Source organism: Massilia rubra (genome assembly GCF_011682065.1).
Lineage (GTDB): Bacteria > Pseudomonadota > Gammaproteobacteria > Burkholderiales > Burkholderiaceae_D > Telluria_A > Telluria_A rubra.
Genome location: NZ_VUYU01000012.1, coordinates 1 through 16,018, shown reverse-complemented (window position 1 = coordinate 16,018; position 16,018 = coordinate 1). Strand labels below are relative to the sequence as shown.

The window sequence follows — 16,018 nt, the reverse complement described above, 5'->3', positions numbered from 1 at the left end:
GCCTAGTACTCGCGCGTGGCGTCGGCGACGCCGGCAGCCTCGGGCGCACTCCCGACCGGGTGGCGCAGGGTGGAGCCGTGCAAGGCGGGGCGCGCTCCCGGCAGCGCCGTGCGCAGCGGCAGCCAGACGGCGAAGCGCGAGCCCTCGCCGGCGGCGCTGGCCACGGCCACCGTGCCGCCCTGGAGCTCGGCCAACTGTTTCACCATCGCCAGGCCCAGGCCGGTTCCTTCGAATTTACGCGCCAGGCTGCTGTCGATCTGGCTGAAGGCCTGGAACAGCTTGGCCATGTCCGGCTCCGAAATGCCGATGCCGCCATCGCTCACACACAACTCCAGAAAGTCGTTGAACTCGTTTTGAGCAAGCGCAAACCCATGCACCGGCCAGCTGCCGTCCAGGTGACCGACGGCGCTGCGCGGCACGCGCCGCGCGTGCAAGGTGACCGCGCCCCCGTGGCCGCTGAATTTGACCGCGTTCGAGAGCAGGTTGTAGACAATTTGCTTGGTCTTGCGGATGTCCAGTTGCGGCGTGCCCAGGTCGGCGCCCATTTCCAGGGTCAGCGCGATTTCCTGCGCCGCGGCCTTTTCGCGCACGATGGTCAGGCTGTTCGGTAGCAGAACCTGCAAGTCCACCAGTTCGAGTTCGAGCGCCATCATGCCCGCTTCGACTTTCGACAGGTCGAGGATGTCGTTGATCAGCGAGAGCAAGTGTTGGCCGCTGCTGAAGATATCGCCGACGCATTCGTTTTGCAGCACACTGGTCTCGCCCAGCAAACCATCTTTCAGCGCTTCGGAAAAGCCGATGATGGCGTTGAGCGGCGTACGCAACTCGTGCGACATGGTGGCCAGGAATTCGGACTTCATGCGGCTGGCGCGCTCGAGCTCGATGTTTTTCACTTCCAGCGTGTGCTCGAAGCGCTTGCGCTCGGTGACGTCGCGCGCGGCGGCGAACACGCCCTGCAACTTGCGGTCGCGGTCGTGGAAGGTGGCGGCGTTGTACGACACCACCGTTTCGACGCCATTGAGGGCGCGCACCGTCAGTTCGTAATCGGTCACCTTGTTTTCCTGGAGCACGCGCTTGATGGCGGCGTCGGCCTGGCTCTGGTCGGTAAAGAACTTCTTGCTTGGTGCGCCGATCAGTTCATCGCGGGTGCGCCCGGTGAGCGCGACCATCTGCTGGTTCACGTCTGAAATGATGCCTTGCGGATCAGTCATCATCAGGGCGTCGAGATTCGACTCGATCAGCGAACGGGTATAGAACTGCTGGTCGCGCAGGCGCTGGTCGAGCAGGGCCTGGGCCGCCTCGACCTGCTTGCGGGCGGTATTGTCGGTACCGATCAGCAAGTAACCGATGATCTCGTCCTGGGCGTCGCGCAGCGCGGTGACCGACACGATCGCCGGAAAGCGGCTGCCGTCCTTGCGCACATAGGTCAGCTCGTAAATGTCTTCGATGCCGCGCGAGGCCTTGAACACCAGCGCCTCGAAACCGGGCGTGATCGGCGTTTCCAGTTCCATGCTGAGCGCCTTGGCGCGCGCAATCACTTCCTGGGGATCGGAAATGTCGGCCGGGGTGATCGTGTTCATCACTTCCAGCGCCGTGTACCCCAGCATGCGCTCGGCGCCGACATTGAAGATCTGGATCACGCCCTTGGCGTCGGTGGCGATGCTCGAGAAATTGGCGCTGTTGAAAATGGCGCTTTGCAGCGCGCCCGCCTTGAGCAGCGCTTCTTCGGCCCGCTTGCGCGCGGTATTGTCGGTGCCGATCAGCAGGTAGCCGATGATGGCGTTCTGGTCGTCGCGCAAGGCCGTTACCGACACCACGGCCGGAAAGCGGCTGCCATCCTTGCGGAAGTAAGTCAGTTCGTAAATGTCTTCGATGCCGCGCGACGCCTTGAACACCAGCGCCTCGAAGCCGGGGGTGATCGCCGTGTCGAGCTCCACGCTGAGCGCCTTGGCGCGCGCGATCACTTCGAGCGGGTCCGAAATGTCGGCCGGCGTGATCCGGTTGACGACATCGAGCGCGGTATAGCCGAGCATGCGCTCGGCGCCGACATTGAAGATCTGGATCACGCCTTTTTCGTCGGTGGCGATGCTGGAAAAATAGGCGCTGTTAAAAATGGCGTCCTGCAGGGCGCCGGTCTTGAGCAGGCTTTCCTGGCGCCTGAACTCGGTATTCCCGTCCGGGCCTGAACAGTGCTCGGCAGCACCCATGCCAATACCAAAACCAGTCGTATGCATGGTCGCTTTCGGGGGAACAGCTGGCCGCCGGGTTCAGTGGATACCGGACCGATGGCTGGCAGAAGATAGCCGGTCCAACTATAACAGGGACGCCGCCGGATTCGACAAAGATGAAGCGATAAAGCAACAGTCGTGTTTTTTGTCAAGCCAGCTCGCCCGGCGCCGGCAAACGGAAAGGAACAGCTGTCTGTTTGACACTGTCGCTTTTTTTGACAGCGTCCCGTCACGTTTGTGCCTTATCAAAGTCGTGCCAGATCAATCCCCGTATATTTTTCCTGCGGGACATATTTCCCGGACATTGAACTCTTTCTGCCGGGTCGTCTCATCATGCTGAACTTCGAACGCTCAAGCCTGAACAAAAAACTGACGATCATCTCGTTCCTGTCGACCGGCACCGCCCTGTTCTTCGTCTTCATCGCCTTCGCCGTCACGTCCGTGCTCAGCCACCGCAAGGATGAAGGCATGCAACTGTCCTCGTTCGCCGGCGTGATCGGCACCAACAGCGTCGACGCGCTGATGTTCAACGACCGCGACCAGGCCAGCGCCACCTTGTCGGCGCTCAAGGCCAAGGTCGAAATCTCGAGCGCGGTCTTGTTCGACCGTAAAGGCAAGCTGTTTGCCCGCTACGTGCGCAACGGCCAGGCCGAGCCGGAACCGAGCGCGCCCGAAATGAACCTGGACGAAGACGTGCTGGCCGAAGCGAGCCGCCAGGGCAGCCGCTTCTGGTCCAGCCGCATGCGCCTGTACCGCCCCGTGATCAACGCCAACTACCAGGTCGGCATCGTGATGATCGAAGCCGACCTGACCCTGATGTGGCTCGACATCCTGAAAAGCCTGGGCATCATCGCCTGCGCCATGGGGGGCTCGCTGCTGATGTCGCTGATGCTGGCGAGCCGCTTCAAGGCCAGCATCGCCGACCCGGTCGCCAAGCTCATCAACGCCGCGCAAAAGGTCTCGGCCAGCCAGAACTACAACCTGCGCATCGCGCACGAACGCACCGACGAGATGGGTTCGCTGATCGACAGTTTCAACGCCATGCTGGCCCAGATCGAAGGACGCGGCGCCGCCCTCACCCACCATCGCGACGAGCTCGAACGCCAGGTCAGCGTGCGCACCGAACAGCTGGAAAAGGCCAAGAACGCGGCCGAAGCGGCCAGCCGCGCCAAGAGCGCCTTCCTGGCCACCATGAGCCACGAAATCCGCACCCCCATGAATGGCGTGCTCGGCATGACCGAGATGCTGCTCAGCACCTCGCTGAACGATACCCAGCGCAACTACACCAAGCTGGTCAAGCGTTCCGGCGAGCACCTGTTGGTGATCATCAACGACATTCTCGACTTTTCCAAGATCGAGGCCGGCAAGCTGTCGATCGAGTACATCAATTTCAACCTGTGGGACTTGCTCGATGACATCAACACCATCTACACCCCGCAAGCGCAAGCGAAAGGCATCGCGCTCGACTTTGCGATCGCCAACGATATCCCGATCGCCATCTGCGGCGACCCCAACCGCCTGCGCCAGATCATGGCTAACCTGATCGGCAACGCGCTCAAGTTTACCGAGCGCGGCCAGATCCTGGCCAAGGTCGATGTCGAAACTGAAGACGGCGCCAGCGTCGGCCTGCGCTTCGAGGTGCACGACACCGGCATCGGCGTCTCGCGCGAGGCGCGCAGCCGGATCTTCGACGCCTTTTCGCAGGCCGACAGTTCGACCACGCGCAAGTACGGCGGCACCGGCCTGGGCCTGGCTATCTCGCGCCAGCTGGTCGAACTCATGGGCGGCAAGATCGGGGTCGACAATGCATCGCCGCATGGCTCGATCTTCTGGTTCACGGTCAGCTTCGACAAGCGCCGGGTCGACCCGAACATGCTCGACGCCAGCCTGCGCATGACCGAAGGCATGCGCGTACTGATCGTCGACGAGCAGGCCGCCAGCCGCGCCAGCCTCGAACGCCAGCTGGCCGAATGGCAGGTGGCCAGCGACAGCGCCGTATCGGCGGCGGACGCGGTCGACCGCCTGCTGGCGGCGGCGCACGCCGGGCGCCCGTACGAAGTGGCGATCGTCGACATGGACCTCGAGCGCACCAGCGGCCTGTCGCTGGCGGCCGGCATCAAGGGCGACCCGGCCACCAGCGCCACCCGCATCATGCTCATCAGCGACAACCGCCTGGCGGCCGATCCGGTGCAGCGACGCGACGCCGGCGTGGCCTACCAGTTGATCAAACCGGCGCGCGCGGCCGATCTGTTCGAATGCATCATGACGCGCCCGCGCGGCAAGCCGGCCAGCGCGCTGGCGGCGGCCCCCGTGGCGCGCGCCCCGGCCGCGCCGGCGGGGCGCAAGCTGCGCCGCCAGCGCGTGCTGCTGGCCGAAGACAATCCGGTCAACGTCGAAGTGGCGACCGCCATGCTCGACTCGCTCGGCCTGGGCGTGTACTGCGCCCGCAACGGCGCCGAAGCGCTGGCCGCCGCCCGCACCGACGGCTACGACGTGGTGCTGATGGATTGCCAGATGCCGGTCATGGATGGCTTTGCGGCCACCGCCGAAATCCGCCGCCACGAACGCGAATGCGGACGCGCGCGCACCTTGCCGATCATTGCGATTACCGCCAACGCGCTGCAGGGCGACCAGGAAGCGTGCCTGGCGGCCGGGATGGACGACTACCTGAGCAAGCCGTTCACGCAGCAGGAACTGGCCACCGTGCTCGGACGCTGGATCACCCTGCCGCTGCCCGGCAGCGTCCATCACGACGAGCGTCCCGCGCCGCCACCGGCCGCACCGGCTCCACCGGCCCGGACGGCGCCGGCGGCGCTGGTGGCGCCCGCGCACGGCGCCGTGCTGCGCGAAGGCGCGGTGCAGCGCGACGTCATCAACCGTCACGCGCTCGAAAACATCCGGGCGCTGAGCAAGGAGCGCGGCGACGCGCTGGTGCAGCGCGTCATCGCCGCTTACGTCGGCGACACGCCGCAGCACCTGAACACGCTGCGCCAGGCCATTGCCGGAGTCGATCCCGGCAACCTGCGCAAGATCGCGCACAGTCTCAAGTCGAGCAGCGCCAACGTCGGCGCCGAGACGCTGGCGCAGATGTGCAAAGACATGGAAACGCTGGGCCGCACCGATACCACCGAAGGCGCGTCCGGCATTCTTACCGACATGGAGCGGGAATTCAAGGCCGTGTGCCACTCGCTGCATGCCCTCCTAGAGAAGGAACACTGAAAATGGCTGCTACCCCAATCAAACGCGGCGTCGTCCTGGTGGCGGACGACGATCCGGTCATGCGCCTGCTGATGCTCGAAATGCTCGGCCAGGTCGGGCTGGACGCGATCGAAGCGGAGGACGGCCTGCAGGCGCTGGCCCTCTACCAGAGCATGGCGCCGGACCTGATCCTGCTCGACGTCGACATGCCGAACATGGACGGCTTTTCGGCCTGCCGCGAGATCCGCCGCATCGAGACCGGCGCGCCGGTGCCGATCATCATGGTCACCGGCGGCGACGACATCGAAGCGGTGACCAACGCCTACGAGGCCGGCGCCACCGATTTTGTGTCGAAGCCGATCAACTGGCCGATCCTCGGGCACCGCGTGCTGTACGTGCTGCGCGCCAGCGACGCCATCGTGCGCCTGCGCATCGCCGACGCCCACAACCGCGCGGTGCTGGCGGCCATTCCGGACACCTTTTTCCGGCTCGGCAAGGACGGCGTCTATCTCGACTACGAACAAGGCCACGACGCCTCGGCGGCGATTCCGGCGGAGCTGTGCGTGGGCAAGCACATTACCGAAGTGCTCCCGCGCGACATCGCCGAGCGCCTGCTCGAGCAGATGCACTGCGTGCTCGATACCCAGCACGTGCGCTCGGTCGAATATGAACTGGTCAGCTTCGGCATGGTGCAGCACTTCGAAGCGCGCCTGGTCGCCACCGGTCCCGACGAAGTGCTTGGCCTGGTGCGCGACATCAGCGAACGGCGCCGCACCGAAGAACAGATCCGCCGCCTGGCCTACTGCGACAGCCTGACCGGCATTCCGAACCGCCAGGCCTTCCTCGAAACGCTGGAGCGCGAACTGCACCGCTCCAAGGTCGGCAAGAAAAAGTTCGCGGTGCTGTTCATGGACCTGGACGCCTTCAAGCGCATCAACGACACGCTGGGCCACAACGTGGGCGACCATCTGCTCAAGATCGTCTCGGAGCGGCTGCGCGAAACCATCCGCCCGAGCGACCTGGTCTCGCGCGGGGACCAGTCGCATAACCTGGCGCGCCTGGGCGGCGACGAATTCACGATCCTCATTCCCGACCTGGAACGGGTCGAGAACGCGCTCAATGTGGCGCACCGGGTCAAGGAGGCGATGCGGCGGCCCTTCCTGATCGAAGGGCACGAGATCTTTGTCACGGCCAGCATCGGCATTTCGCTGTTCCCGGAAGACGGCGACGATTGCGATTCGCTGCTCAAGTTCGCCGACACCGCCATGTACCACGCCAAGAACTGCGGCAAGAACAACGCCAAGTTGTACAGTTCCTCGCTGACGATGCAGATCATGAGCCACGTGAAGCTGGAAGTGGGCCTGCGCAAGGCGCTGCGCAACGAAGAACTGTATTTGCTGTACCAGCCGCAGATCGACGTGCGTTCGTCGGAGATCGTGGGCGTCGAAGCGCTGGTGCGCTGGCGCCATCCGGAGCGCGGCATCATCTCGCCGACCGAGTTCATTCCGCTGGCAGAGGAAACCGGTTTGATCGTGCCGATCGGCGAATGGGTGCTGCGCACCGCCTGCAACCAGGCCAAGGCATGGCAAAGAGCGACCGGGCAGTCGATCCGGATGGCGGTCAATTTATCGGCCAAGCAGTTCAAGGATGAAAACCTGACCCAGATCGTGCTGTCGGCATTGCACGACTCGGGGCTCGATCCGAAGATGCTCGAACTCGAACTGACCGAAGGCACGCTGATGGACGACGCCAAGGCGACCATGGCGACGCTCGAACAACTGCGCGGGATTGGCGTGTATCTGTCGATCGACGATTTCGGGACCGGGTACTCGTCGATGAATTACCTCAAGCGCTTCGATGTGCGGGCGCTCAAGATCGACAAGAGTTTTATCTGCGGGTTGCCGCAGGATTCGGAAAACGCCGCCATCACGCGCGCCATCATCGCCATGGCGCACGGCTTGAAGATGGTGGTGGTGGCCGAGGGCGTGGAGACCGATGAACAGCTGGTGCTGCTCGAAGAATACGGGTGCGACCTGGTGCAGGGGTTTTACCTGGGGCACCCGTCGCCGCATGAATCGATTACGCTGATGCTCAACAAGGCCGGTGCGCTGGCGCTGGCGATGAAGTAAAGCGAGGGCACTGCATCTTTAAGTCGTTATCTTCAGAGCCGTCGTCCCCGCGAAGGCGGGGACCCAATTTCGCGCCGAAGTCGAAGGCTTATCGAAGAACTTGGATTCCCGCCTTCGCGGGAAGTCGGTTCTGCCAGTGGCAGGAACGACGGCGCGGCGCGTGTCGTGTCGTGTGGTAGCGTTACTCGTTACTCGTTACTCGTTACGAATTCTACTTGAACGTCAGCGTATGCCTTGCCGCCCCCGGCAGCAACGGCGTTGGTTTCCCCGCCACCCAATCCGCGTGTCCATCCATGAAATACGGCGACAAGGGATGCCCGCTCTGCCCACCCGGCATATTGAACACCCCCTGCTCTTCCTTCCCCGGCGACACCGTCAGGCGCTGCGACTGCCCGAAATTTTTCCCCGACACGCGCGGCATGTTGGCGTCTCCCGGCAGCATATCGGCCGGTGCGCCCAGCCAGCGCGCCAGCAACGGCGCCGCCGCTGCAATCGGATGCGCAATCGCGGCCGTATTGCGCTCGCCCCAGGTCGCTTTTTCCAACGGCACGCCATCGGCCGCCAGGTCCGCAATCACCCGGTCGATCGCCGCCAGCTGCACCGACTGCCAGCTCGCATGCCCCGGCGGCAGCCAGGCCGCCGGCTGCTCGTCCAGCAGGCGCGCGAGCACCTCCGGCCAGCGCGAGGTGGCCAGCGCCATGGTCGACTTGGGATGGAGCTGCGCCAGGTCGCCATTGACACCCTCGAACAGCACATCGCCCAGCGCCCACATGAAATGGCGCGCCAGCCGGTAGCCGCTCGACTCCACGCTGGCGCGCCCGCTCCAGCCCTGGTTCAACAGCGCCAGGAACTGCGCGCGCTGCGGCTTGCCCTGCAACGCTGGCGCATCGAGCGCCTTGATGGCGCGCGCGCGCCACGGCGCCACGAACAGCGCGCGGTCGTCGAGCGCCACGCCGTACACGCCCGCCACGTCGGTCTTGGGCCCGAGCGCGGCCAGCGCATCGCGGATCTGGCGGTTGCGCGCGCCGATATCGAAGCCGCCGTCGCCAAGGATCTGCGCACCGGCGCCATTTAACTGGCGCGCATTCGCGGTCGAAAGCTGGCCGCCGGGCGGATTGACCACGCGCGGGTAATCGCTCGGCGCCAGCGCGCCGTCGAAGCTGGCCTGGCCGCCATCGACAAGCAGCGGAAAGGTGGCGCCGCTGCCGCCCTGGCTGCGGCGCGGCAGCGCGCCGGAGATGGTCCAGCCGATATTGCCCTTGTCGTCGCCGCCCACGAAATTCTGCGACGGGATGCCGATGGTGGCCGCAATCGCCAGCGCTTCGTCGAGCGTATCAGCCGTCTCGAGCCGGATCGGATTGAGGTTGAGCGAGGCCGGCGCATGCGCCAGCCAATGGATGGCGTACGGCTTGCCGTCGGTCTCGCGCACCGGCCCGAGCGAGGTTTCGTGCACCGTCATGCGCTCGGCGGGCGCGCCCTTGACCAAAATGGTTTCGACCACGGCCGTCGGTTTTTCCCAGCCGGCCGGGGTGCGCACCTGGCCCGGGCGCTGCGCGTCCTGGCCCAGCATCACCAGGTCGAGCAGGTCGGCGTAGCTGTTGGTGTAGCCCCAGGCCACGCGCCCGTTGCTGCCGGCGATGATGACCGGCGGCGCGCCCGGCAGGGTCACGCCGACGATGCGCCTTGGCGCGCCTTTGGCGTCCGGGTACTGGATCGCCATGCGGTACCAGGTGTTGGGCAGCGACAGGCCCAGGTGCATGTCGTCGGAGACAATGGCCGCGCCATCGTTGCTGCGGCTGCCGGCCACGGCCCAGTTGTTGCTGCCGACCGAATCGATGAAGTCGGCCGAGGCCATTTTCTGCGCATCGATCTTGCGCGCCTTGCCCCACCATGCCGGCGGCGTGGGCGGGATCGGCGCCGGCGTGAAGTCGACGCCGGCGGCGTCGAGCGGGGCGTCCCATTTGCTGGCGGCGGGCAGCAGGAAGGCCAGTTGCGCGGCGTCGCTGTGCTCGCGCAGCCAGCCGCGCGTCAGTTCGCGCGGTTCGACCGTGCCTTGCAGGTCGAAGTACATGGCGCACACCACCAGCAGCGAGTCGTCGGCGCTCCAGGGACGCGGCTTGACCCCGAGCAGGGCGTATTCGAAGGGGTTGGCGCCGAGCGAATGGAGCCCGGCGTTCACGCCCGCCACGTAGCGATCGAGCAGCAGGCGGTCGGCCGGATTGAGCAGCTTGAGCGAGGCGGCCACGCGCGCGCGAAAGCGGTGTAGCCGGTTGGCGCGGTCGCGCGGCAAGGCGCGCGCGCCGAACAGTTCGGCCAACTCACCGGCGCCCACGCGGCGCAGCAGGTCCATCTGGAAGAAGCGTTCCTGCGCATGCACGAAGCCGGTGGCGTAGGCCACGTCGGCGCGGCGCTCGCCGCTGATCAGCGGCACGCCATGCTCGTCGCGCGCGACCGTTACCGGGGCCGACAGGCCGGGCGCCTGGACGTCGCCATCGAGCCGGGCCAGGCTGGCGCGCAGGTACAGCCACACGGCGAGCGCGGCCAGCACCAGCAGGACAAGAAGGCCGACCAGCAGCCGCAACGACCAGACTTTGATTCCATGCGTACGCATAACTCTCCCCGAATTGATTTCGCAAAGCATCTTGCCAGAAAAATCATGATCGGCGCAAACATTGTTGGCGCCCGTCGTCGATACGAGACTAGAACAACTAAGAGGTTCCCCGTAGCGGTTTGATATGGATCACACCCCTGCCCTGCCGCCCTCTTAAGCTATATCAAGGAGATTCGCGACCGCGCGCAAAACGGTCGCGCACAAAGGAGAGTTCGATGCATAAGTTGATGTCGGTGTGCATGGGCGCGCTGCTGCTGGCGGGCTGCGCCACGCCGCAGCAAAGGGCCGCCGCGGCGCAGGCGGAGATGGAACGCACCATGGTGGTGTACGGGCCGGCGTGCTCGAAGCTGGGCTATCCGTCCAACTCGGATACCTGGCGCAATTGCGTGTTGCAGCTTAGCGCGCGCGACGATCTGCAGCGCTATGGCTATCCGCACTACTATGGGGCGCTGGGGCGCTCGCACTGGTCGCTGGGCGGGTATTGGGGGCCGTCCTGGTAGCGCCAGGCCACGCTGGGCCATTGACGGGCGAAGCCGGCCTTGGTCAGCGCCACGCGCGTTTGCAGCAGGTGCGCGATGAGTGTTTGCGCGTGGCGCAGTAGAGCGGGATGGCGGGCGTCGCGCGGGTGCAGGGCCAGGCGCACCAGCGGCGCGTCGCGCAGCAGCCAGGCGAGCATCCATGCGGCGGGCGGGGAGACGATGCGGCCGGTACGGTTGCGCGCGGCGTACACGAGGGAGGGGGAGAGTAAGGCCTCGGGACGAGGCGGTATCGGCGCGGCGAACTTGGGTTCCCGCCTGCGCGGGAACGACGGTTTTGAGGACTGCGGCATAAGCTGGCGTTGCAGCTGCGCGGATTGATGCAGACCGGACTCTCGCGGTTCGCGTTGCTGCGGTACGGGCGGCGGCTGCGCGGGCTCCGGGCACGGCTGTGGCTGCGCGGGCTGCGGGCTCGATGGCGGCTGGCCTGACTGCGCCTCCCTCGGCATCAAGCAATGAAAATGACGCCACGTCGTCGTGTAAATGAACGGAGAAGCGCGCAGCGCCTCCCAGGCGCCATCGCCAAGCAGCCACGCGGGCGCGATGAAGCCGCTCACGGGCCAGCCGCGTGCGTCGAACCACGCCCGCCCCAGCGCGATGCGGCGGCGCGCCTCGCCCACGTCCAGCGCGGCGAACTCGCCCTCCCCTTCGGTGTAGACCCCGCGCAGGAAACGGCTACGCCAGCCGCTTGAGCGCGCGGCGGTATCGAGGTGGCTGTAGCCATGCAGGGCCAGTTCGTGCCCGTCGGCCAGCAAGCCGTCGAGCGCCGCTTCGAACACCGGCGAACGCGCCTCGCTGCCGTGCCAGCGCGGCACCACCAGCCACGTCAACGCCACGTCCGCGACCTCGCGCACGGCCTGCGACAGGCGCAGGCAGTCGGGCCAGGTGGCCGGCGCCACGTCGTGGATGACGACGCACAGCGCCGCCCGCTGATCCGGCGGCGCGGGTCGGCACACCGTCTCCGGGCCAGTCCACACGCGCTCATGCTCATTCGGTGGCGCAGACACGTTCGGCCTCCAGGTCGGCGCGCGCGCGCGACGCCAGCAAGCCGGCATAGCGGTTCATCAGCTGCGGCATGATGCGGTTCCAGTCGTACTGCTCGCGCGCCTTGCGCGCCGCCGCGCGCGCCATGCCGGCCAGGTCCTGGCCGTAGATCGCTTCGATGCCGGCCGCCAGGCCATCGACGCTGTTCGGCTCAACCACGATGCCGGTGCGCTCGTCGATCAGTTCGGCCACGCTGCCGCCGCGCGTGCCCACCACCGGCAAGCCGCATGCCATCGCCTCGGGCACGATCAGGCCGAAGGTTTCGCAGTCGCCCGGATGGACCAGCACATCGCAACTGGCCAGCAGGCGCGCCAGCACGCACTGGTCGCGCTGGAATCTGATCACGCTGGTGCGGGCGCAACGCGGCGCCTCGCCCCCGCCGCCGATCAGCAGCAGGTGGTATGGCGGCCCGAGCCTGGCCACCGCGTCGCTCAGCACCGCCAGCTTTTTCTCGGCGGTGAAGCGGCCGGCGTAGACCAGCAGGCGGGTGTCGGGCGGGACGCCCAGTTCCTGGCGCAGCGATTCGGTGCGACGCTGTGGCGTGAACGTATTGATGTCGATCCCGAGCGGCTGGTGCACCGCGCCCCGCACGCCGATGGCGGCCAGCTGGTGCACCATCAGCCGGCTTGGCGCGAGCACCAGGTCGAACTGGCGGTACAGGTGCGCCAGGTAGGCGCCGGCGGCGCAGCGCGCGCCCGGACCGAAGCGTTCATGCACCAGGCGCTGCAGGTCGGAGTGATAAAAGGCCACCGCCGGCACGCCCAGCCGGCGCCGTACGCGCAAGGCCGCCCATGCGGCGTGGAAGGCGTCGCCCGCTTCGATCAGGTCGGGCTGCAGGCCGAGCATCAGGCGCGCGGGCGCCCCGACCGTGCGCGGCACGCGAAAGCCGTGCATGCCCGGAACGGCCAGGGCGGGCACGCGCCGCAAGGCGGGCGGGCCGGCGCGGTTGTCGACGTTGGTGCTGAGGATGGTGTGACGCACGCGGCTGCGCCGCGCCAGCCAGGCCGCCTTGGCGTTGAGATAGGTGCTCACGCCGCCGCCTTCCGCGGCATAAAACATGGTGATGTCGACGAGGTGCATGCTGGTGGGCTCAGTTGGGAAAGCCCACCATAGCAGTGGAAAAAACGGGAAGTTTGAGCGCACGCAAACGGACGGTGCGCAAGCTGGGGATGCGCTCGCGGACGCGCCCTTACAGCACCTGAGCTTGCCTCAAGGCGGCAATCGCGTCCGCATCGTAGCCGAGGCTGGCAAGAACTTCATCGGTGTGCTGGCCCAGCGTCGGCCCGAGCCAGCGGGTCTGGCCGGGCGTGGCCGACAGCTTGGGCGTGATGGCCGGCAGCTTGACCGGCGTGCCGTCGCTGAAATGGTGCTGCTCGAACATCTCGCGCGCGAGAAATTGCGGGTCGCTCATCATGTCGCGCACCGAGTAGATCTTGCCGGCCGGGACATCGGCCGCCTTCAGGATCGCCAGCGCGCTGTCGATGCTTTGGGTGGCGCACCAGGCTTGAATGGCCTCGTCGATCTCGGCGCTGCGCGGGACGCGCCCGTCGTTGCGCGCCAGTTGCGCGTCGCCCGCCATGTCGATGCGGCCCATGGCCAGCATCAGGCGCTTGAAAATGGCGTCGCCATTGCCGGCGATGACGATGTTCTCGCCGTCGCCGGTGGTGTAGGTATTCGACGGCACGATGCCCGGCAGCGCGCCGCCGGTGCGCTCGCGCACCACGCCGGCGTGGTCGAACTCGGGCACCAGCGACTCCATCAGGTTGAACACGGCTTCGTACAGGGCCACGTCGACCATCTGCCCTTCGCCGGCCACGCGCCCGCCGGTGGCGTCGCGGTGGCGCAGCGCCATCATGGCGCCGATCACGCCGTGCAAAGCGGCCACCGAGTCGCCGATCGACACGCCCACCCGCACCGGCGGGCGGTCGGCGTGGCCCGACACGTAGCGCAGCCCGCCCATCGACTCGCCGATGGCGCCGAAGCCCGGCTGGTCTTTCATCGGTCCGGTCTGGCCGAAGCCGGACAGGCGCACCATGATCGCGGCCGGGTTGAGGGCCTTGATCGCTTCATACCCGATGCCCCATTTTTCGAGCACGCCGGGGCGGTAGTTTTCGATGATGATGTCCGCTTCCAGCGCCAGTTGGCGGGCGATGGCGCGGCCGCGTTCGTCTTTCATGTTGAGGGTGATGCTTTTCTTGTTGCGCGACTGGACCGACCACCACAGCGAGGTGCCGTCCTTGAGGATGCGCCACTGGCGGATCGGGTCGCCGCCGTCGGGCGCTTCGACCTTGATCACGTCGGCGCCGAATTCGGCCAGCATGCGCGCGCAGAACGGACCGGCGATCAAGGTGCCCAGTTCGAGCACCTTGAGGCCTGCCAGCGCGCTGGTTTTGGAAGCCGCCGCCGTCATCAGGTACTGCGCCGGTCCAGCATCGCGCGCGCGATGGTGCCGGGATCGACGTATTCGAGCTCGCCGCCGACCGGCACGCCGCGCGCGAGGCGGCTGACCTTCAGGCCGCGCGCCTTGAGCATCTCGCTGATGTAGTGCGCGGTCGCTTCGCCTTCGTTGGTGAAGTTGGTCGCCAGGACCACTTCGCCGACCACGCCGTCGGCCGCGCGCACCAGCAGTTTTTCGAGATGGATGTCCTTGGGGCCGATGCCGTCGAGCGGCGACAGGCGACCCATGAGGATGAAGTAGCGGCCCTTGTAAGTCAGGGTCTGCTCGATCATCATCTGGTCGGCCGGGGTTTCGACCACGCACAGCAAGGCGCTGTCGCGCTGCTCGTCGAGGCACAGGTCGCACACCTCGGTTTCGGAGAAGGTGTTACACAGCGCGCAGTGATGCACCGCGTCGACTGCCTGGTACAGCGCGCGCGAGAGCATGGCTGCGCCCTCGCGGTCGTGCTGCAGCAGGTGGAAAGCCATGCGTTGCGCCGACTTCGGGCCGACGCCGGGCAAGCGGCGCAGCGCTTCGGTCAGGAAGTCGAGCGATTTGGACATGTGGGTGGACTATGCCTCAGAAAGGCATCTTGAAGCCAGGCGGCAGCTGCATGCCGGCCGACAGGCCACCGAGTTTTTCGGCGGACGTTGCTTCCGCCTTGCGCACGGCGTCGTTGAAGGCGGCGGCGACCAGGTCTTCCAGCATGTCCTTGTCGTCGGCCAGCAGCGACGGGTCGATGGTGACGCGCTTGACGTCGTTCTTGCACGTCATGACGATCTTCACGAGGCCGGCGCCGGACTGGCCTTCGACTTCGACGGTCGCCAACTGCTCCTGCGCCTTCTTCATGTTGTCCTGCATGGCTTGCGCCTGTTTCATCAAGCCTGCGAGCTGGTTCTTCATCATGGTGATTCTCCGGGAATGTAAGGAATTAGAAAATAGGTGGTTCGGTTTACGCCGGCGCGCTCGGGGCGGGACGCACCGAGCCGGGCACGATGAACGCGCCAAGGTCGCGCATCACGTCCTTGACGAAAGGATCGTTGGCCACGGTTTCCTCGGCCACGCGCTGGCACTCTTCGCGGTACGCGATCGCTTCGGCGCTGGCGGTGTACCACACCGGGCCGATGTCGATCTCGAGGTGGATCTTGGTATTGGCGAAGCGCTCCTGCAGCGCCGCGCACAGTTTTTCGGTATTGCCGCTGGCGCGCAGGGTGTCGATCGGCACGCGCAGGCTGAAGGTGGTGACCTTAGCGTCGACCACGCACGACACCAGCTCCGTTTGCAGCGCCAGTTGCTGCGACACGCCGCGCAGCACCAGGCCGGCGGCCAGGGCCGGCCAGTTGCCGTCCCAGTCGAGGTCGGGAACCGGGGTGATGACGTAGACGGGGCGCGGCCGCGCGGGAGCGCGTGCGGCCGCTGCCGGCGGCGCCTCTTGCGCGACGGCGGTGTCGTCGGAAAATTCGGTGACCCACGACGGCGGCTCGCCGTCGTCCTGCATGTCGGGATAGTGCGCTTCGGGCATCGGCGGCGCGGGCGGTGGCGCCGGCATGGGCTGCGGCGCGGCGGCCTGCGGTTCGCCCTGCTCCCACGGCGGCGGCGGCTTCGGTGCGGGCTCGGGCTCGGGATCCGCTGCGGGGGCCGGCGGCGCGGCGGCGGCGGCGCTGGCGGCGGCCTGGTTCGACATCGCCGTCGGACGGCGCGGCGGCGAGTTTTGCCCACGGCTGGCCGAACGCGCCGCTTCGAGAGCGGCATTGATGGCGGCGCGCGCCGAATTCATGGCCGGTACGCTGGCCGGCGGCGCCGCTTGTTGTACAGGCGCGGGCGGCGCGGCTTGT

At 66.6% G+C, this 16,018-nt stretch carries 10 protein-coding genes and 1 pseudogene; 3 read left to right on the top strand and 8 right to left on the bottom strand.

The genetic code is table 11. From position 1 onward, the window contains the following. Positions 1 to 2: 2 nt before the first annotated feature. A complete protein-coding gene (locus F0185_RS18415) occupies positions 3 to 2,207 on the bottom strand; it encodes a PAS domain S-box protein (RefSeq protein WP_167227101.1) in 2,205 nt (734 codons plus the stop codon). A 354-nt stretch (positions 2,208 to 2,561) separates the two neighbouring features. Here F0185_RS18415 and F0185_RS18410 point away from each other — a divergent pair, with 354 nt between their 5' ends. Together F0185_RS18410 and F0185_RS18405 are read left to right on the top strand one after the other, a co-directional pair. After that, positions 2,562 to 5,447 (top strand): response regulator, encoded by a 2,886-nt coding sequence (locus F0185_RS18410; protein WP_167226829.1) that lies wholly within the window; start codon positions 2,562 to 2,564, stop codon positions 5,445 to 5,447. 2 nt (positions 5,448 to 5,449) lie between these two features. Continuing rightward, on the top strand, positions 5,450 to 7,555 hold the full coding sequence (locus F0185_RS18405) for a putative bifunctional diguanylate cyclase/phosphodiesterase (RefSeq protein ID WP_167226827.1): 2,106 nt from the start codon (positions 5,450 to 5,452) through the stop codon (positions 7,553 to 7,555). Between the two features lie 211 nt (positions 7,556 to 7,766). Here the strand turns inward: F0185_RS18405 and F0185_RS18400 are convergent, their stop codons facing one another. Beyond that, positions 7,767 to 10,166: a penicillin acylase family protein gene (locus tag F0185_RS18400; protein ID WP_167226825.1), complete on the bottom strand. Its 2,400-nt coding sequence runs from the start codon at positions 10,164 to 10,166 to the stop codon at positions 7,767 to 7,769. 215 nt (positions 10,167 to 10,381) lie between these two features. Here F0185_RS18400 and F0185_RS18395 point away from each other — a divergent pair, with 215 nt between their 5' ends. Continuing rightward, positions 10,382 to 10,666, top strand: a complete 285-nt coding sequence (locus tag F0185_RS18395; protein ID WP_167226823.1) for a hypothetical protein — start codon at positions 10,382 to 10,384, stop codon at positions 10,664 to 10,666. Here the strand turns inward: F0185_RS18395 and F0185_RS34870 are convergent. From F0185_RS34870 to F0185_RS18360, 6 genes and pseudogenes are all read right to left on the bottom strand, one after another. Continuing rightward, positions 10,606 to 11,709: a DUF2334 domain-containing protein gene (locus F0185_RS34870; RefSeq protein ID WP_370664036.1), complete on the bottom strand. Its 1,104-nt coding sequence runs from the start codon at positions 11,707 to 11,709 to the stop codon at positions 10,606 to 10,608. The two genes, F0185_RS18395 and F0185_RS34870, sit on opposite strands and share 61 nt — an antisense overlap. Beyond that, on the bottom strand, positions 11,690 to 12,826 hold the full coding sequence (locus F0185_RS18380) for a glycosyltransferase (RefSeq protein WP_167226821.1): 1,137 nt from the start codon (positions 12,824 to 12,826) through the stop codon (positions 11,690 to 11,692). The genes F0185_RS34870 and F0185_RS18380 overlap by 20 nt, the downstream gene beginning before the upstream one ends. A 109-nt stretch (positions 12,827 to 12,935) precedes the next feature. Then, positions 12,936 to 14,156 carry a CaiB/BaiF CoA transferase family protein gene (locus F0185_RS18375; protein ID WP_167226819.1) on the bottom strand — a complete coding sequence of 407 codons (1,221 nt, stop codon included), beginning with the start codon at positions 14,154 to 14,156 and terminating at the stop codon, positions 12,936 to 12,938. Next, positions 14,156 to 14,746, bottom strand: coding sequence for a recombination mediator RecR (recR, locus tag F0185_RS18370; RefSeq protein WP_166887677.1), 591 nt, complete (start codon positions 14,744 to 14,746; stop codon positions 14,156 to 14,158). The genes F0185_RS18375 and recR overlap by 1 nt, the downstream gene beginning before the upstream one ends. Positions 14,747 to 14,762: 16 nt before the next feature. After that, on the bottom strand, positions 14,763 to 15,089 hold the full coding sequence (locus F0185_RS18365; RefSeq protein WP_166887680.1) for a YbaB/EbfC family nucleoid-associated protein: 327 nt from the start codon (positions 15,087 to 15,089) through the stop codon (positions 14,763 to 14,765). Between the two features lie 46 nt (positions 15,090 to 15,135). Continuing rightward, a pseudogene (locus F0185_RS18360) lies at positions 15,136 to 16,018 on the bottom strand (DNA polymerase III subunit gamma/tau); the annotation flags it as partial.